This window comes from Pseudarthrobacter sp. HLT1-7, from assembly GCF_059383435.1.
This window is the reverse complement of the sequence record NZ_JBWZCH010000005.1, coordinates 18,150-35,846: the sequence shown is the minus strand read 5'-3', so window position 1 is coordinate 35,846 and position 17,697 is coordinate 18,150. Positions and strand designations below refer to the sequence as shown.

The following is a 17,697-nucleotide window of genomic DNA, read 5'->3' as shown; positions in this document are numbered from 1 at the left end:
TAGGGTGGGTCCATGACGACCCGGGACGACATCCACACCTCCGAGACCCTGGCCAGCGCCGACCGATGGCCAGCCGGGGCCGAACTCGAGCGCCTCGTCAACGCGGTCATCTGGCCCGGCTTCTCCGGCCGCACCGTGCCACAGTGGCTTGAGGCGGCCCTGCGCCAGGGGCTCGCCGGCGTCGCCTATTTCAGCCAGAACATCGATCCCGATGATCCCGCCCAGCTGCCCCGGCTCTCGGCCTCGATCAGGGAAGCCAACCCGCTCGCCGTCATCGGCTGCGACGAGGAGGGCGGCAATGTCACCCGGCTGGAAGCCCTCCGCGGTTCATCGATTCCCGGTGCCGCCATTCTCGGAAGGATCGACGACGTCGAGCTCACCGAAGCGGCCGGCCGCGCCATCGGCGAGATGTGCCGTAACGCCGGGATCAACCTGGCACTGGCCCCGGTTGCCGATGTGAACACCAATCCCCTCAATCCCGTGATCGGAGTGCGGTCCTTCGGCGCGAGTGCCGGGCTGGCGGGCAGGCATGCCGCGGCCATGATCACCGGAATCCAGTCTGCCGGCGTCGGGGCCTGCGCCAAGCACTTTCCGGGCCATGGGGACACCGAGACGGACTCGCATCTGGAGCTGCCGACCCTTGGAGTCCCAATGGAAGACCTCACCGCGGAGCACCTGCCGCCGTTCCGGGATGCAATCGCCGCCGGCGTGAAATCCGTGATGACCGCCCACCTCGTCATCCCCGCATGGGGCCCGGCTCCGGCAACCCTCAACCCGGCCGCGGGCTCGCTGCTGCGCGGCCTCGGATTCGACGGGCTGCAGGTCACCGATGCGCTGGATATGGCGGCAATCCGGACCACAACCGGGCCGGGCCGCGGCGCCGTCCTGGCCCTGCTGGCCGGCGCGGACCTGCTCTGCCTCGGAAATCCCGGAAGTCCGGCCAGCCCCGGCGTCATCGACGCCGGCGGCACCGACGACGACGGCGGCACCCGCGGAAATCCGGGCGGTCCGGCCGGCACCGGGGACGACGGCGGCACCAGCGGCACCAGCGGCACCAGCGCCGGCAGCCCCCGCCTCGACGAGTCCGCCTACCTCGAGGTACGCGGCGCCCTGCTGGCAGCCGTGCACGACGGCAGCCTGCCCGTGGGCGTGCTCGCAAGCGCCGGCAGACGGGTGGCGGACTTTGCCCGGTGGACCCGCACGGCGTCGGCTGCCGCGTCATCCCTGCCCACCCAACCGGCTCCCGACTGGGTCAGGATCGCCGGCGAAGCCTGTACATTCAGCCATCCGACGTCTGCCGGGCCGGACCACCCAATTGCCCTGCCGGAACACACCCGCGAGGTGTTGCTGGTCGATGCCAGGCGCGGCCACCATCAGGCCGCGGGCCGCACCCCGGACTTCTTTGCCGCGGCATTGGCGGAGTTCGTCACTGTGACCCGGCTGTCTGCGTCAGCTCTGCACTGCACCAACGACCAAACCGCAGCCCCGGCCGGCGACGCACCGGGGCGTGCCGTCGTCGTGCTGGTGGGGAGCCTCGCCGAAGCCAGTCCGGGGCTCGCAACGGCCGAAGCCGCCCAGGCCATGCCCGGGGCGGTCTATATCAACACCGGGTTCAGCGGGTCCGTCGACCCGCCGCTGCCCACCGTCAACTGCTTCGGCTATTCCCGGGCTACAGCGCGTGCCGTGGCGCTGATTCTCGCCGCGGACCTGGATCCCTGCGCGGATCCGGCCGCCCCCGCACCGCTTCGCGGGTAGTTTCGAGCGCTTCCAGCGTGGACTCGTAGCTCAGGCGTGCCACGCTGACGAACAGGCAGTCCACCACCGAGAGCTGCGCAATCCGGGAGACCATCGCGCCCGAGCGGAACGCCGTCTCACGCACCACGGTGAACAGGCTGAGGTCCGCCTCCTGCACGATCGGCGAGCCCGCGGCGTTGCTGACGGCTACGGTGGTGGCCGCCGATGCCTTGGCCCGGCGGAGGAACTCCAGGGTTTCGCGGGTCCGGCCGCTGTGCGAAAACGCAATGGCTACATCGTCCGGCCCCATCAGTGCGGCCCCCATCAGCGCGTCGTGCTGGTCGCGGAAGGAAACCGCCGACCGCCGGATCCGGAAGAGCTTGTAGCGGAGATCGTCCGCGACGATGGCTCCGGCGCCCACCCCGTAGATGAGCGTGCCCGGGGCGGCGTTGATCTTCTCCGCGACCGCCTCGAGGACGCCCAGGTCCAGCCCGTCCAGTGTCTCCTGGATACCCATCATCTCGGTGTACCTGACCTTAGCGACGGCGTCGGCAAGGGAATCCTCCGGCCGGATGTCTTCGCCGAAGTTCCGTCCCGTGCTGCCGGCGGTGTGCTCCCGGCCAAGTTCTGTGGCCATCGCCATGCGCAGCTGGGAGTATCCGCTGAATCCGATGGCCCGGCAGAACCGCACCACGGAGGGCTCCGAGGTGCTGCACAGGACGGCGAGTTCGGAAATCGTATGGCTCACCACGAGGCCCGGATTGGCCACGATGACATCGGCCACGCGCCTGGCGGCAGGCGCGAGCGTGGGCAGGAGCGAATGGATGGTGGACTGGATACTCACGAAGAGGTTCCCTCCGGTGCGGGGCCGAGGTGACGTTTGCCTGGCCGGTTGCCTCTGTGCCGGCCGGACAGCGCTTCCGGCATTCTATGCCGACGCGGGAGCCGCCGCACTGGCCGCCGCACCGCCCGGCTCTGGGGCGGCCGCGGACGGCTCAAACGCGAAGCAGAGCGTCTGGACCCTGGGGTGTGCTTCCGGCGTCATGGACAGCGCGCATTTAAGCGCGCCGCGTGTGCCCGGCATCAGCCACTCGAGCCGAGCGGCCGTCGCGCTGAAGCCCTCATCACGGGGGACTCGCTGAAGCGGACCGGCTTCGGCGAGCGCTTCCTCGAGCCGGCGGCGGCGGTCCGCCAGCGGTTCGTCCAGCTCCACGTTTTCGGCGAAAATGGAGCGGCCAGGCTCATCGTGCCAGGACAACACCAGGCGTTCGACGACGGCGCGCGCGGCCAGGACTTCGGGCCACGGAACCACCCCCGCGGCCGTCCCGGGCACCGTCCCCGGCACATTCTGAGCCGACGCCCCGGGCACCGTCCCCGAGGCAGTCAAGGACGGTGTCCCCGGCGCAGTCCCGGACGGCGCCTGAAGCGCGTCGGCCAGCACTCCGCGGACCAGCGCGCCGACCTTCGCATAGCTGGCGTTCTCGAACCCGATCACGGCGGTTCGGCTGGCCGGGTGCCAGGTCATATGCGAGCTGAACCCTGGATAACCGCCCGAATGGCCAACGATCAGCCCCCGCCGGGGATCTTCCAGGATCCGCAGCCCGAAGCCGTACCCGCCGACGCCGGTCCCGGCAGGTTGCCCGGTCTCGCCACCGTCCGCCCCCGCGGGTTCGAGTGTCTCCGGCCCGGCAACCCGGTGCAACTGCTGCATTTCGCGTCGGCCCGCCCGGGTCAGGGGCTGCCCGGCCGCCTCGCCACCGCCCGTGAAGCCGTCGGCGAGCCACTCCGCCCAGCGTCCGAGGTCCGCCAGGGTGCTGAACAGTCCGCCGATCGCCGAAAACGCGCCGGGCGCGCTGAACGGCTGTAGCTCCCACGCCGAGCCACGCCGGCAATACCCGCGCGCGACTCCCCCGGCCGCCGGGACACCCGCGTCGAATCCGGTGCTCCGCAGCCCCAGCGGCGCCAGGAGTTCCTCCCGGACAAAGTCGGTGTATTCCCGGCCCGAGACCGCCGAGATCACGGCGCCCAGCATGGCGTAGCCCAGGTTCGAGTATTCGTAGGCCGTTCCGGGTGTCCGGACCAGCCGCACCCCGGCGCCGAGCAGCGTCTGCAGCCCAACGTGGGACATCGCTTCCAGCCGGTCGGCCCAGGGGTCGTCGGCGGGCAGTCCGCCGGACATGGTCAGCAGCATCCGCAGGGTCAGCGGACCGCTGGACATGTCCTCCCCCGGCCCGAGCAGGCGAAGGTACGGGAGGTGCTCCGCCACTCCGCTGTCCAAGTCCAGCAGTCCCCGGTCGCGCAGGATCAGGACGGCGGCGGCCGTGAACGACTTAGTGCAGGAGGCGATCCTGAATGCGGTGTCCGCCCGCGGCGTCCGGCCGGCGCTGCCTCTGCCGCCACCGACGAATCTGCCGTCACCGACGTCGCCCGTGCCGTTGCCGCTCTCCGACTCGATGGTGCCGTGCAGCGCCTTCGCGGTCAGTGTCCCGCCGCGAAAGACGCCGACGGCGAGCGCGGGCGCCGTTTCCGCGGCCAGCCGGTCCGCCACCCGGGCGTCGAGCCGTGCGTCCAGCCGTGCGTCGCCCCCGGCCAGTCCGGCCCTCATACGTTTTCCAGGAAATCCTGCAGCACCAGTTGCCCGCTGCGGACGCTGGCCACCGGAACACGCTCGTCCACGCCATGCACACCCTGGACGGTGCGCCGCTGCGGGTCGGCACCCAGCGGCGAGAACCCGAAGCAGGATATCCCGAGCGGGGCGAAGGCTTTGGCATCGGTCCCGCCGCCCATGCAGTAAGGCACCACAACGGCGGCCGGGTCATGCCGCAGCAGCGCGTCCCGCATGGACCCGAACCAGTGCGAATCCGCATCCGACTGGGTGGGCATTTGGTGCGAGAGGAACTCGCGGGAGATTCCCGGCCCCAGCAGCGCGTCGATGGCCGCCATCGTGGAGTCCTCGGTGCCCGGCAGGCAGCGGATGTCGATGTCCGCCTCGGCCACGCCGGGAATCACGTTGACCTTGTACCCGGCCCGGAGCACGGTGGGGGTCGACGAGCACCGGATGGTCACCCCCGCCACCGTCCCGGCCTCGCCCATCGCGTCGATCGCCGCGTTCACCCCGGACTCTGTTTCAAGATCGGCATCGTGGCCCAGTGCCCTGGTGGTCTGCTCAATGTAGGACCGCACCGCGGGGGTCAGCGTGAGCGGCCAGTCATGGTTTCCCACCCGGTCGAGCGCGGAAATCAGGGTCTTGACGGCGTTTTCCGGCACGGGCCGGGAGCCGTGGCCGGAGTTCCCTTCGGCACGGACCCGCAGGTGCAGGGTTCCGCGCTCCGCCACCGCAACCGGGTACAGCCGCACCGGCGCGCCGTCGGCCGCGGTCAGTTCCGTAGCGTGCCCGCCGGATTCGCCGATGGCCGCCCCGATCCCCCCGAACAGTTCAGGATGTTCGGCTACGAGCCAGAGTGCGCCGTGCTCGCCTTTGTCCTCCTCATCCGCGACGAAGGCCACGACGACGTCGCGCTGCGGCTGTGTGCCCGCCACAGCCCACTGCAGCAGCGTGGCCAGGGTCATGGCCACCATGTCCTTCATGTCCGCGGCGCCCCGGCCGTGGATGTAGCCGTCCTCGATCACGCCGGAAAACGGGTCACGGCTCCACTGCTCCGGTTCGGCCGGGACGACGTCGAGGTGGGCATGGACCAAAAGGCCCGGCAGTTTCCGGTCCCGGCCTTCCACCCGGACCACCACCGAACAGCGTTCCGCCGACGGTCCCAGCAGGGCGGGGCTGTAGCCCGCGGCCTCAAGCCGGGCGGCGATGAATTCCGCGCACTCGCGTTCGCCGGCGCTTCTGCCTTCGCCGTGGTTGGTCGTATCGAAACGGATCAGCCGTGCGCACAGCGCGGCCGCATCAAAGGCCGGCGCGCTGGCCCCCTCGCGAGTCGATGCAGTGGTGGTCGGCGAATCAATAGTCACGGTTGGATCTCCTTGAGTGGTTTTCTGCCCATCACGGCTATAGGGTGAGCGTAAGTGAATTGCATCACGTTTTACAATGCGGTAATTCATTTACACGCTGGCTGCATCCGCGACAGATCTCCCGGATACCTCGAAGCCGTCCCACGCACCACGGCGGCAGGCGCCAGCTGCCATCAGATGCACTGGTCACAGCACCAAACGGATCACAGAACCAAAAGGGGAACGCGATGTCACCGACTCGGACCGCCACAGCGACAACACCACCGCGGCAGCGGAAGAAACCGTCCGGGGTGCGCCTGCCCGCGCTCGTAGCTGCCGCCGTCGTCGTACTGGCCCCGGCCGTGATGGCCGTACCGGCAACGGCCACCGGCTCCACCGCGGGCGGCACCACCCTCAAGCTCGCCCTGACCGGGGACATCGACTCGCTGAACCCGTTCAAGGCGATCCTCGCCAGCAGCACCGGCATCCTCGCCCTGCAATACCAGTCCCTGGTGGCCTACGGGCCCAAGAACAACGAGGACGTCCCTAACATGGCGGACACCTGGGAAACCTCCACCGACGGCAAGGTCTGGACCTTCCATCTGCCCAAGGACCGCAAATGGTCCGACGGCCAGCCGATCACCGCCAAGGACGGCGCCTGGACGTTCAAAGCCATCCAGACGAACGATCAGCTCAAGCAGGCCAACGGTTCGCTGCTGTCCTCCGTCTCCTCGGTGGAAGCCAGGGACGACGAGACCCTGGTCATCACGCTCAAGGCACCGCAGGCACCGAACCCGGGCACCCAGCTGCCCATCATGCCCGAACACGTCTGGTCCAAGGTGGAGAACCCGGCCACGTTCACCAACGACAAGGCCACGGTGGGATCCGGCCCCTTCACGGTCACCAGCTACGACAAGGCCGCCGGCGTCACGATGAAGTCCAACCCCTACTACTGGCAGGGCAAGGCCAAGGTGGACGCCATTACGTACGCGCCCTACAAGAACAGCGACGCCGCCGTCCAGGCCCTCAAAACCGGCGAAGTGGACCTCATCAGCGGCCTGACACCGGCCCAGTACAAGGCGCTGCAGAACCAGCCCGGCATCACCACCAACGCCGGCACCGGCCGCCGCTACCAGGCCATCGGCATCAACCCGGGCACCCAGACCCCGGACAACACCCCGATCGGTGACGGCAGCACGGCCCTGCACGACGTCGAGCTGCGCCGCGCGATCGTGATGGCGGTGGACAACAAGACCCTCCTGGAAAAGGTGCTCCAGGGCCTCGGCCAGGAAGCAACCGGCGAGGTTCCGGCCGCGTACCCGCAGTACAACTGGGACACCACGGACCTTCCGCTCAAGTACAACCCGAAGGCCGCCAACGAGCTGCTCGACAAGGCCGGCTACACCAAGGGCGCCGACGGCATCCGCCTGGATAAGGCCGGCAACCCGCTCAAGCTGCGCCTGATGGGCCGCAACACCGACCCTGCCCACCAGCAGATGGCCGATTACGTCAAGCCGTGGCTGAAGGAAATCGGCGTCGAAGTCGCCACAGTGATGAAGTCCTCCGCCCAGGTCAACGATGATTCCACGGTGGGCAACTACGACCTCTACTTCACCGGCTGGGGCATGGGACCGGACCCGGACTTCCAGCTCTCCATCAACACCTGTGCCTCCCGCCCCAACGCTGACGGCACCGGCGCCACGTCGGAGAACAACTACTGCTCCCCCGAGTTCGACGCCCTGTTCAAGAAGCAGCACGAGGAACTGGACCAGAACAAGCGCAGCGGACTGGTCAAGAAGTCCCAGGAAATGATCTACAACGCCGCCGTCAACAACGTGATGTACTACGCCAACACGCTCGAGGCCTACCGCTCAGACAAATTCGAACCGTTCGTCACCCAGCCCAGCAAGGGCGGCGTCATCACCGGCCAGAACGGACCCTGGGGCTACTACAGTGCCACCCCTGTCGGCCTGAAGACCAGCACGACGGCGGAAGCCTCCGCCGGTTTCAACCCCGCCCTGGTGATCGTTCCCGTCGTCGTCCTGGCCGTGGCGGCCGGCGGCTATCTGCTGTACCGCCGCCGCAGCGCCACCGCAGGAGACCGCGAGTAACAATGGATTCAACGCTCAGTGACCCCGTCACGGGCCGGGCACCGCAGAAGGACACGGACGAACCCCGCCGCGGGGGTTCCTGGCTGCGCTACGCCGGCGCCAAAGCCGGCGGCGCGGCGGTGTCCCTCGTGATGGTGGTGGTCCTCGGCTTCTTCGCCTTCCGTATCCTGCCGGGCGACCCCGTCCGTTCACTTGCGGACGGCCGGCAGGTCACGCCGGAACAGATGGACATCCTGCGCCGGCAGTACGGCCTGGACCAGCCGCTCCCGGCGCAGTTCTGGCGCTATCTGACGGACCTGTTCCAGGGCAAACTGGGCGATTCCTACACCTACAACCGGCCTGTGATGGAGCTGATCCTGGACCGGATCGGCCCCACCCTCCTGCTCACCGGCACCGCCGCCGCACTGTCCGTCGTCCTGGGCCTCTGGCTGGGGCAGCGGGCGGCGTGGCGGCGCGGCAGCACCTTTGACAAGACCCAGACCGGGCTTGCGCTGATTTTCTGGTCCGTGCCCACCTTCTGGCTGGGCCTGCTGATGTTGTTGGTCTTCGCCGGCGGCCTGCACTGGTTCCCCACCGGCGGCATGGTGACGGCGGGCGTGCCGCCCACCGGCTTCGGCTATGTCTGGGATGTTGCGCGGCACCTGGTCCTGCCCGTCCTGACCATGGTCGCCGTCGTCTACGCCCAGTACCTCATGGTGATGCGTGCCTCCCTGCTGGAGGAGATGAGCGCCGACTACCTCGTCACCGCCCGCGCCAAGGGCCTGCGCGAGGACGAGGTGCGCCGCAAACATGCCGTCCCCAATGCCCTGCTGCCCACCGTGACGCTGATCTTCCTGACCCTCGGCGGACTGGTGGGCGGAGCCGTGACTGTGGAGACCGTCTTCTCCTGGCCGGGCCTGGGCTACCTGACCTTCCAGGCCCTGTCCGCGCCGGACTTCCCGCTGCTGCAGGGAACCTTCGTTGTCTTCTCCTCGATTGTGATCATCATGAATTTCTTCGCCGACATCGTCTACCGCATCCTCGACCCCCGGCTGCGTGCGTCATGAGTCCTTCCGCGCGGACGACGCCGGACCAGCCGCCGTCGTCCGGCGCCGGCCAGCGTACCGGCGCCGGCAGGCGCAGCGTGGCCACTGCCCGCCGGATCCAGCGCGCCGGCGAGGTCTGGGCCGAATTTGCCGCCAACCGGGCCGGGCTGACCGGGCTGATCCTGCTCGCCGCCGTCATCCTCCTGGCGTTCCTGGCCCCTGTGCTGGCGCCGGAGGACACGCTCAACGTCACCCGGATCACCTCCGCCCAGAACGAGGCCCCCACCTGGGCCAACCCGCTGGGCACCGACCCCGCCGGGCGCTCCGTGCTGGCGATGCTCGTCTGGGGCGCCCGGATCTCGCTGCTGGTCGGCTTCGCCGCCACCGCCGTGTCCATGGTGATCGGCACCGTGGTGGGCATGGCCGCCGGACACTTCACCGGCGTCACGCAGGGTGTGCTGATGCGCATCATCGACTTCTTCCTCGTGGTGCCCAGCCTGGTGCTGGCAATCGTGCTGTCCTCGGTGATCGGCCCCGGCGTCGCCACGATTGTGATCGCCATCGGCATCACCTCCTGGGCCGGCACGGCACGCCTGGTCCGCGCCCAGACCCTCAGCGTGGAATCCCGCGCCTACATCGAGCGCAGCTGGGCGCTCGGCGCCTCCGACGCGCACATCATCGGCAAACACGTGCTGCCCGCCGTCATGCCGCTGGTCCTGGCCAACACCACGCTCACGGTCGGCTCCGCGATCATCGCCGAATCGACACTGTCCTTCCTCGGCATGGGAGACCCCGGGCAGATCTCCTGGGGCTCCATGCTCAAGACCGCCCTCGACACCGGCGCCGCGACCGGCGGGTACTGGTGGTTCGTGCTGAGCCCCGGCATCGCGATCGTTCTCGTTGTGCTGTGCTTCACGCTGGTGGGCCGTGCCTTCGAATCAGTCATCAATCCCACCCTGAGAGGCCGCTAATGCCGCGTCTTGAATTCAAGGACCTCCGCGTCACCTACGCGACGCAGGGCGAGGACGGCCCCGGCACGCTGACCGCGGTCGACGGCGTCAATCTGGTCGTCGAACCCGGCTCAACGCTCGGCCTGGCCGGCGAGTCCGGCTGCGGGAAATCCACCCTGGCAATGTCCGTGCTCCGCCTGCTGCCCTCCAATGCGAGGATCGAAGGCAGCATCCTGCTCGGCGGGGAGAGCGTCCAGGACCTCAGCTGGGGGCGCCTGCGCACGGTCCGCTGGACCGAGGCATCGATCGTATTCCAGGGCGCCATGCATTCGCTCAACCCGGTGCGGAAGGTCCGCGAGCAGATCACCGAGGCGTTGCGGATCCATGCGAAGTCGCTCCCCTACCGGGACGACGCCGCCCGGGACGCCCGGGTTGCCGAACTGCTGGACCTGGTGGACCTCTCCCCGGCCAAGGGCGGCTCCTACCCGCACGAACTCTCCGGCGGGCAGAAGCAGCGCGTGATGATCGCGATGGCCCTGGCCTGCGACCCGGAACTGATCATCGCCGATGAGCCGACCACGGCCCTGGACGTCATTGTGCAGGCGCAGGTCCTCAACGTGCTGACCGCACTGGTGGCCTCCCGCGGGCTGTCGCTCATCATGATCAGCCACGACCTCTCCGTGCTGGCCGCCACCTGCGAACGGATCGTCGTGATGCAGCAGGGCAAGATCGTGGAGGACGGACCCTCCGCCGAGGTCATGCGCAACCCGAAGCACCCGCACACGAAGGCACTGGCCTCCGCCTTCCCCCTGATCGGGGACCCGGCGTCACGGCTGCGGCTGCCCGCCTACACGGCACCGGATGCCCCAGCGGCCACACCGGCCGAAAAGGCAGGCGCCTTCAACGCCCCGGATCCGGACGATGTGGTGCTCGAGGCCAGGAACCTGTCCGTGACCTTCGCCGGCCGCGGCGGCAACGTCAAGGCCGTCGACTCGGTGAACCTGGTGTGCGGGCGGGGTGAGATCGTGGCCCTCGTCGGCCAGTCAGGCTCCGGCAAAACCACGCTGGCCCGGGCCATGCTGGCCCTGCAGCGCCCCACGTCGGGCGAGGTGCTCTTCGAGGGCAAGGCCCTGTCCCGGCAGCGGAAGGCCCTCAAGGACTACCGCCGCAGCGTCCAGTTTGTGCTGCAGGATCCGTCCGCGGCCCTGAACCCGAAACACTCGGTCTACGAGGCTGTCGCCGAGGGCCCGCGGCTGCACAAGCTGCCGGGCAACGAGCGGGACATCGTCACGGCGGCGCTGCGGAAGGCGGAACTGAACCCGCCGGAGCGCTTCCTGGCGGCCATCCCGCAGGAGCTCTCCGGCGGCCAGCGCCAGCGCGTTGTTATTGCCGGGGCGCTGGCCCTGGAGCCGGAATTCCTGGTGGCCGACGAACCGGTGGCCAGCCTGGACGCTTCGGTCCGGGCCGAAATCCTGGCCCTGCTGCTCCGGTTGCGCTGCGAACTGGGCCTGGGCGCCCTGGTGATCACCCATGACCTTGGCCTGGCGTGGAACATCGCCGACCGCGTGGTGGTGATGTTCGAGGGCCGGATCGTCGAGGAGGGGCCGGTGGAAGAGGTGCTGCTCAACCCGCAGCACCTCTACACCCGGAAGCTGCTCAGCGTGGTGCCCACGAACAACGTCGTCGAGGACGATGCGCCCGTCGCGATCGGCGCAGGCGCATGACGGCCCGGCATCCGCTGGACATGTCCCGCTCAGCGCTGGCCCCACTCAAGCCCGGGGACCGGGTGGGCCTTGTGGCGAGCTCCGGCCCGCCCGTGCCCGAACTGCTGGGCCGGTCCATCGCGCTGCTGGAGTCCTGGGGGCTCGTTCCGGTGCCGGGGGAAAACCTCCGGGCCACGCATCCGCGCGCCGTATACCTCGCCGGCGAGGACGCCCGGCGCGCCGCCGACCTGCAGAACGCCTGGTGCGATCCCACGCTCGCCGCGGTGTTCGTCGTCCGCGGCGGCTACGGCGCCGTGCGCCTGCTGGACCTGCTCGACGTCGACAAGCTGCGCGCCGCCGCACCGAAGCCGCTGTTCGGCTCCTCGGACGTCACCGGGATCCACGAATTCTGGGCCGAACGGCTGGACATGTCCACCTGGTTCACGCCGATGCTCGCCACCAGTGCGCTCCTGGATGACCCGGCCGCGACCGCCAGCCTGCGGCGGGCGGTCTTTGAACCGTTCTCCGGCCGCAGCTACACGGCGGACTCGGCCGAGACCCTCGTCCCGGGAACCGCGCACGGCATCCTGACCGGCGGGAACCTGAGCCTGCTGGCGATGACCCTGGCTGCCCGGAGCCGGCCGCCGCTGTCCAACGCCGGCCGGATCGGCCTGCTCGAGGACGTCACCGAGGCACCCTACAAGATTGACGGGATGCTCCATTCCCTCCTGCGGGCCGGCTGGTTCGACGGACTGGCCGGGCTGGCCCTGGGTTCCTGGCAGGACTGCGGCGAGCCCGCCAAGATCAGGGAACTGTGCGTGGAGCTGCTGGCACCGCTGGGAATCCCGCTGGTCTGGGAGCTCGGCTTCGGCCACGGACCGGCGGCCCACAGCATCCCGCTCGGCGTGCCGGCCACCCTGAACGCGCCGTCCGGCGGCGGTCCCGGCCGCGGCGGGCCCGGTCACAGCGGTCCCGGTCACGGCCAGCCCAGCCTGGTGCTCGACTGATGGGCACCACCCTGGACCAGCTCGACGCCGAGCTCACGCGCCTGCTCGGGTCCGCGGTGGAGTCCGGAATCACGCCGTCGGCGGTCTGTGCCGTCGCCGTGGACGGCGAGCGCCTGCCGGTCATCACGGTTGGCGACGCGGTGCGGTTCGGCGCTGGCGGCGTCGAACTTCCGGCCGGGCAGCGCACCCCGGCCGACGCCGGCACGTTCTACGATCTGGCCTCGGTCACCAAGACTGTCACCGCAGTCACCGCCCTCGCCCTGGTCGACGGCGGCGTGCTGCAACTCGATGAACCGGTGGCTGATTTACTGCCGGGCTGGGCGCCCGACGTCGGAGGTGAGGCCGGCGGCAACGCCGTCACCAACGCGGGCGGTAAGGAGGGCGGCAACGCCGTCACCAAGGCCGGCGGCAAGGAAACCGTCACGCTCCGGCACTTGCTCACCCACACCTCGGGCCTGCCCGCCATCTGGCCGGGCTGGCGCGTGCCCCTGGCTGCCGGCCTGCCGTTTGACCGGGAGACCCTGCTCGCGGACCTCCTGTCCACCGAGCTGGCCTACGCCCCGGCCACCCGCTTCGAATACTCCTGCACCGGCTTCAACACCATCATGGCCCTGGCCGAGCACGCCACCGGACAGTCCTGGCCAGAACTCGTCAGGGCGCATGTCCTCGCCAAGCTGGCCGGTGAATCAGGCCTGATATTTTTCCCTGGCGCGGCCCGCTGCGCCGCCACCGAGCATCAGCCCGAACACGGCCGCGGAATGGTCTGCGGCACCGTGCACGACGAAGCAGCCTGGTCCCTCGGCGGCGCCGCCGGCAACGCGGGGCTGTTCGGCACCGCCCCGGCATTGCTGGACTTCGGCGAATCCCTGCGGGCCGGACTGGCCGGCATCCTTTCGCCCGGGCTGGCCGAGGCCATGTGGACGGACCAGCTCCCGGCCCTGCTGGGTGATTCGCTGCCTAGCTCCGGCGCCGAATACGGCCACGGGCTGGGCCTGCGGATCGGCCAGACGGCCTGGATGGGATCCTCCGACGCCCGGGGGCACAACGGCTTTACCGGGACCTCGCTGCTGGTAGACCGCGGGGCCGGCATCAGCATCGCCCTGCTGAGCAACCGCGTCCACCCCCGCCGCGAATACTCCGACGTCGGCGGTCTCCGCCTGGCCGTCTCCCGGACCGTCTACGCAGCCGTCAGCTAGGAGCCCGCCGTGCCCGTCATCTCCGATTACAGCGACGGCGTCCCCGTCATCGCCTATTGCCTGACCGCGATGGACGGCAGGGTGCTGGCGCAACGGGCCGCGGACGTGCCGTTCTATTCCGCGAGCACCATCAAACTCGGGGTCCTGGTGGCGGTGATCCGGGCGGTGGAGCGCGGCGCACTGGACCTGGAGCAGCCCGTCACCGCAGCGCATACCTTCGCCTCCGGCGTCGGCGGCGGGGAAACTTTCACCTTTGACCCCGACGAGCGCGACGCCGGCATGCCCGCCCCCGGATCCGCGATGCCCCTGCACGCAGTGCTGCGCCGCATGATCACGGTGTCCTCCAACGAGGCCACCAATCTGGCCGTGCAGCTGGTCGGGTTGCCGGCCGTCAATGCGGCCCTCGCAGCCTGCGGAACGTCCTCGGCCCGGATGGACCGGCTGATCGGCGACATCCCGGCGCTCCGGGCCGGGCGGTCCCACCAGGTCACGCCCCGCGACCTGACCGCCATGGTCCGCGCGATCGTGAACGGAGCCGTGGCCGGCCCGGAACTGACTGCCCTGATGATCGAGTGGCTGGTGGCGCAGGAATTCGGCGACCTCGGCGCCGAACTGGACACCGCGGAAGCCGACGTTGTGTGGGGCAGTAAATCGGGCTGGGTCACCGGCATCCACCACGACGTCGCATTCGTCGCCCCTCGCGCCGGCAGCCCGCGCGGCGGCCGGCTCAGTGAAGGACGACTCAGTGAAGGCCGGCTCAGCGGCGGCCGGTTCGGTGCGGGCTATGTCCTGGCGGTCTGCACCCGCGGCTACGCGGAGCAGGACGCGTTGCCGGGGATCCAGTCAATTTCGCGGCTGGTCTGGGAGTTGCACGGTGTGAATGCTGCGGCCGGGAACGCCGCGGCCCCGGGGCCCGCGGACCTCAGCTCAGCCCGCTGATCCCCAAACCCGGCGCCGTGGCCAGCCTGATGGTCCGCCCCTCATAGGACGCACCCCCGGCCACCGGGGACGCGGCGAGCCAGAGCCCGCCGTCGAGATCCTGCGCCGTGGACTGCGCCGTGGACTGCGCCGTGGACCGGTCCGTCGGCGAGGGAATCAGCGCGGCCAGCGAGGCAGCCGCAGCGATCCCCACCGGGCTTTCCAGCATGCAGCCGATCACCACGCCCAGACCCTCGGCCCGGGCGCGCCCCAGCAGCCGGCGGGCGTGAAACAGCCCGCCGGCTTTGGCCAATTTGATGTTCACCATGGCCGCGGCCCGGCGTGCCAGCAGCCGGTCCAGGTCAGCCAGGGTCCACAGGCTTTCGTCGGCCATGATGGGGGTGTCGACGGCGGCGCTAACCGCGGCCAGGCCGGCCCAGTCGCCAGCCGGCACTGGCTGTTCCGCGAATTCGATGCCCAACCCGGCGTCCTCGAGTTTCCGGATCAGCCGGATGGCCGTGCCGGCGTCGAACGCCTGGTTCGCATCGACACGGAGCACCATATCCGGTCCTGCGGCCTCCCGGACCGCCCGCATCGAGGCGAGCACGTCCATCTTCCCGTCCAGTTTCACCTTGAGGCAACGGAAGCCGGCGGCCGCGTGCGCGGCGGCCTTGGCGGCAAGCTCCGCCGGCGGTGCCACCGAGAGCGTCATGTCGGTTTCGACGGTCACGGGGATGCCGGCAGCACCGCGGACGACCCCGCGGGCGCCGTCGCCGGTTGCCTGCAGGGCGTTGCCCGGCCCGGCAAGGTATGCCGCCAGCGTCAGCCCAAGCTGCTGGGCGGCCAGATCATGCAGGGCACAGTCCACCGCCATCCGCGCTGCTGCAGGCTCACTGCTTTGCTCCAGCCTGGCCAGGACACCGTCGAGTTCCTCCGGCTGACCGCCCGCCGGCAGGCCCCCCGCCGTCGCGGTGCCCGCCGTCGTGATCCCCGCCGTCGTGATGCCGGCCCTCCTCGAGCTCCTGCCCAGCACCAGGGCAGCCAGCGGCCCCTCGATACTGGCCACCGCCTGCTCCGTGCTGAGCCGGGTGACCCGGCTGATCGGCGCCTCGCCCCAACCGCTCCGGCCCTCGGAATCGATGGCCTCCACGAGCACCGTTTCCAGTTCGGTGGCGCTGCGGACTGCGGTGGTGAAGTGCCCCACCAGCGGAACGCGCACGCGGTGGACCCGCAGCCCTGTCAGTGCCGCCGCCGGCGTCGTCATCTGGCTCCCCAATGCCTACGCTCGGCCTAGTGGAAGAAGTGGCGGGCGCCGGTGAAGTACATCGTGATGCCCGCGGCGTTGGCCGCGGCGATGACTTCCTCGTCCCGGACCGAGCCGCCCGGCTGCACCACGGCGCGGACGCCGGCGTCGATCAGGATCTGCAGCCCGTCGGCGAACGGGAAGAACGCGTCCGACGCCGCCACAGCACCGCGGGCACGCTCCGGTGCGTCGCGCCCGGGCGCCTTGCCCGCATCGGAGCCGGAAGCACCGGAAGCACCGGAAGCACCGCCGGGGGCATCGACGCCGGACGTCACGGTGACGCCCAGCGTGTTGGCGCGTTCGACGGCGAGCTTGCACGAATCGAGCCGGTTGACCTGGCCCATGCCGATGCCGACGGCGGCACCGTCGGCGGCCAGCAGGATGGCGTTGGACTTCGCGGCCCGGCACGCGGTCCAGGCGAAGGCGAGGTCTGCCAGGGTGGCCGCGTCGGCGGCAGCACCCGCGGCGAGGGTCCAGTTGGCGGGGTTGTCGCCCTCGGCGTCCACCTTGTCCGATTCCTGCACCAGCACACCACCGGAAACCTGGCGGACCTCCGACGGGTAGCGGCCGTAGCCCTCGGGCAGGGCCAGCAGGCGGACATTCTTCTTCTTCGACAGGATCTCCACCGCCTCGTCCTCGAAGCCCGGGGCGATGACCACCTCGGTGAAGATGCCCGCTACGGTCCGGGCCATCCCGGCGGTGACCGTGCGGTTGGCCGCGATCACGCCGCCGAATGCAGAGACCGGATCGCACGCGTGGGCCTTGGAATGGGCGTCGGCGATCGGGTCCGCGGCCGAGGCGGAGCCCACGGCCACGCCGCAGGGGTTGGCGTGTTTGATGATCGCGACGGCCGGCCCGGCGAAGTCGAAGGCCGCGCGGAGGGCGGCGTCGGCGTCGACGAAGTTGTTGTAGCTCATGGCCTTGCCGTGCAGCTGGTCGGCCTGGGCGATGCCGGCCGGGGCGGCCTTGTCCACGTACAGGGCGGCCTGCTGGTGCGGGTTTTCGCCGTAGCGGAGCACCTCGGAGCGTTCCAGGGCCAGGCCGGCGTAGGCGGGCCAGTCGATCACGCCGTCGCCGTCCTCGTCGAGGAACTGGCCCGCGGTCCAGGTGGCCACGGCGTTGTCGTAGCTGGCGGTATGCGCGAAAGCCCTGGCGGCGAGCCTGCGCCGGGTTTTCAGGTCAAACCCGCCGGCCGCGGCGGCAGCAACGACGTCGTGATAGGAGGACGGGTCCACCACAATGGCGACGGCGGCGTGGTTTTTCGCGGCAGAGCGCACCATCGCGGGGCCGCCGATGTCGATCTGCTCGACGACGTCGTCCTGCGCGGCGCCGGACTTGACCGTCTCCACGAAGGGGTAGAGGTTCACGACGACGAGGTCGAACGGCTCGATGTCCATGTCCGTCAGGGTCTGCATGTGGGCCGGGACGCGGCGGTCGGCGAGGATGCCGCCGTGGACGCGCGGGTGGAGGGTCTTGACGCGGCCGTCCAGCATCTCCGGGGAGCCGGTGACGTCTTCGACTTCCTGCACCGGGATGCCGGCTGCAGCGATTTTCTTGGCGGTGGAACCGGTGGAGATGATCGTGACCCCGGCGTTGTGCAGGCCCCTCGCGAGCTCCTCCAGACCGGTCTTGTCGTAGACCGAAATCAGGGCCCGGCGGATGGGGACGCGGTCGATTAGTACACGGTCGATGGACATACCGTCAGGCTGCGTAAAGCTCACAAAGGTCTCCGTCTTATATCGCGGCGCGGCCGCGGGTGGTGGGGATGGGGTCAGTTTATCGCGTCACGGCGCCGGGCCTTC

General features: G+C 69.9%; 13 protein-coding genes. 8 read left to right on the top strand and 5 right to left on the bottom strand.

The window, feature by feature from the left end; genetic code table 11:
* The first annotated feature begins 12 nt into the window (after positions 1–12).
* Positions 13–1,755, top strand: coding sequence for a glycoside hydrolase family 3 N-terminal domain-containing protein (locus AC50X6_RS06325; RefSeq protein ID WP_494965402.1), 1,743 nt, complete (start codon positions 13–15; stop codon positions 1,753–1,755).
* Here AC50X6_RS06325 and AC50X6_RS06320 read toward each other — a convergent pair.
* The 3 genes from AC50X6_RS06320 to AC50X6_RS06310 all read right to left on the bottom strand — a co-directional run bounded on the left by AC50X6_RS06320 (position 1,670) and on the right by AC50X6_RS06310 (position 5,703).
* Positions 1,670–2,578 carry a MurR/RpiR family transcriptional regulator gene (locus AC50X6_RS06320; RefSeq protein ID WP_494965401.1) on the bottom strand — a complete coding sequence of 303 codons (909 nt, stop codon included), beginning with the start codon at positions 2,576–2,578 and terminating at the stop codon, positions 1,670–1,672. The genes AC50X6_RS06325 and AC50X6_RS06320 overlap by 86 nt on opposite strands.
* Positions 2,579–2,662: 84 nt before the next feature.
* Positions 2,663–4,339 carry a serine hydrolase domain-containing protein gene (locus AC50X6_RS06315; RefSeq protein ID WP_494965400.1) on the bottom strand — a complete coding sequence of 559 codons (1,677 nt, stop codon included), beginning with the start codon at positions 4,337–4,339 and terminating at the stop codon, positions 2,663–2,665.
* Positions 4,336–5,703 (bottom strand): M20/M25/M40 family metallo-hydrolase, encoded by a 1,368-nt coding sequence (locus tag AC50X6_RS06310; protein WP_494965399.1) that lies wholly within the window; start codon positions 5,701–5,703, stop codon positions 4,336–4,338. Before AC50X6_RS06310 ends, AC50X6_RS06315 begins: the two co-directional genes overlap by 4 nt.
* A gap of 227 nt (positions 5,704–5,930) precedes the next feature.
* Between AC50X6_RS06310 and AC50X6_RS06305 the strand changes: the two genes are divergently transcribed.
* From AC50X6_RS06305 to AC50X6_RS06275, 7 genes are read left to right on the top strand one after another with little or no spacing between them, the layout of a single operon-like run.
* Complete coding sequence (locus AC50X6_RS06305) at positions 5,931–7,793, top strand: ABC transporter substrate-binding protein (RefSeq protein WP_494965398.1); 1,863 nt, start codon at positions 5,931–5,933, stop codon at positions 7,791–7,793.
* Positions 7,794–7,795: 2 nt separating this feature from the next.
* A complete protein-coding gene (locus tag AC50X6_RS06300) occupies positions 7,796–8,839 on the top strand; it encodes an ABC transporter permease (protein WP_494965397.1) in 1,044 nt (347 codons plus the stop codon).
* The gene (locus tag AC50X6_RS06295; protein WP_494965396.1) at positions 8,836–9,789 is read left to right on the top strand and encodes an ABC transporter permease; all 954 of its coding nucleotides are present in this window, start codon (positions 8,836–8,838) and stop codon (positions 9,787–9,789) included. Before AC50X6_RS06300 ends, AC50X6_RS06295 begins: the two co-directional genes overlap by 4 nt.
* Complete coding sequence (locus tag AC50X6_RS06290; protein WP_494965395.1) at positions 9,789–11,492, top strand: dipeptide ABC transporter ATP-binding protein; 1,704 nt, start codon at positions 9,789–9,791, stop codon at positions 11,490–11,492. The genes AC50X6_RS06295 and AC50X6_RS06290 overlap by 1 nt, the downstream gene beginning before the upstream one ends.
* Complete coding sequence (locus AC50X6_RS06285; protein ID WP_494965394.1) at positions 11,489–12,478, top strand: S66 peptidase family protein; 990 nt, start codon at positions 11,489–11,491, stop codon at positions 12,476–12,478. The genes AC50X6_RS06290 and AC50X6_RS06285 overlap by 4 nt, the downstream gene beginning before the upstream one ends.
* Entirely contained in the window at positions 12,478–13,674 is a 1,197-nt protein-coding gene (locus tag AC50X6_RS06280; protein WP_494965393.1) for a serine hydrolase domain-containing protein, read from the top strand. Before AC50X6_RS06285 ends, AC50X6_RS06280 begins: the two co-directional genes overlap by 1 nt.
* 9 nt (positions 13,675–13,683) lie before the next feature.
* Positions 13,684–14,613 (top strand): serine hydrolase, encoded by a 930-nt coding sequence (locus tag AC50X6_RS06275; protein WP_494965392.1) that lies wholly within the window; start codon positions 13,684–13,686, stop codon positions 14,611–14,613.
* On the opposite strand, the gene AC50X6_RS06270 is transcribed toward AC50X6_RS06275, so the two are convergent.
* Complete coding sequence (locus AC50X6_RS06270; protein WP_494965391.1) at positions 14,597–15,856, bottom strand: mandelate racemase/muconate lactonizing enzyme family protein; 1,260 nt, start codon at positions 15,854–15,856, stop codon at positions 14,597–14,599. The genes AC50X6_RS06275 and AC50X6_RS06270 overlap by 17 nt on opposite strands.
* 26 nt (positions 15,857–15,882) lie before the next feature.
* Entirely contained in the window at positions 15,883–17,592 is a 1,710-nt protein-coding gene (gene purH / locus AC50X6_RS06265; protein ID WP_494965390.1) for a bifunctional phosphoribosylaminoimidazolecarboxamide formyltransferase/IMP cyclohydrolase, read from the bottom strand.
* Between the last annotated feature and the right edge of the window lie 105 nt (positions 17,593–17,697).

Bases quoted from the DNA above. Each gene is read 5' to 3' on its own strand.
- AC50X6_RS06325 (WP_494965402.1), top strand. From the start codon at position 13: ATGACGACCCGGGACGACATCCACACCTCCGAGACCCTGGCCAGCGCC.
- AC50X6_RS06315 (WP_494965400.1), bottom strand. From the start codon at position 4,339: ATGAGGGCCGGACTGGCCGGGGGCGACGCACGGCTGGACGCACGGCTC.
- AC50X6_RS06305 (WP_494965398.1), top strand. From the start codon at position 5,931: ATGTCACCGACTCGGACCGCCACAGCGACAACACCACCGCGGCAGCGG.
- AC50X6_RS06300 (WP_494965397.1), top strand. From the start codon at position 7,796: ATGGATTCAACGCTCAGTGACCCCGTCACGGGCCGGGCACCGCAGAAG.
- AC50X6_RS06295 (WP_494965396.1), top strand. From the start codon at position 8,836: ATGAGTCCTTCCGCGCGGACGACGCCGGACCAGCCGCCGTCGTCCGGC.
- AC50X6_RS06290 (WP_494965395.1), top strand. From the start codon at position 9,789: ATGCCGCGTCTTGAATTCAAGGACCTCCGCGTCACCTACGCGACGCAG.
- AC50X6_RS06285 (WP_494965394.1), top strand. From the start codon at position 11,489: ATGACGGCCCGGCATCCGCTGGACATGTCCCGCTCAGCGCTGGCCCCA.
- AC50X6_RS06280 (WP_494965393.1), top strand. From the start codon at position 12,478: ATGGGCACCACCCTGGACCAGCTCGACGCCGAGCTCACGCGCCTGCTC.
- AC50X6_RS06270 (WP_494965391.1), bottom strand. From the start codon at position 15,856: ATGACGACGCCGGCGGCGGCACTGACAGGGCTGCGGGTCCACCGCGTG.
- purH (WP_494965390.1), bottom strand. From the start codon at position 17,592: ATGTCCATCGACCGTGTACTAATCGACCGCGTCCCCATCCGCCGGGCC.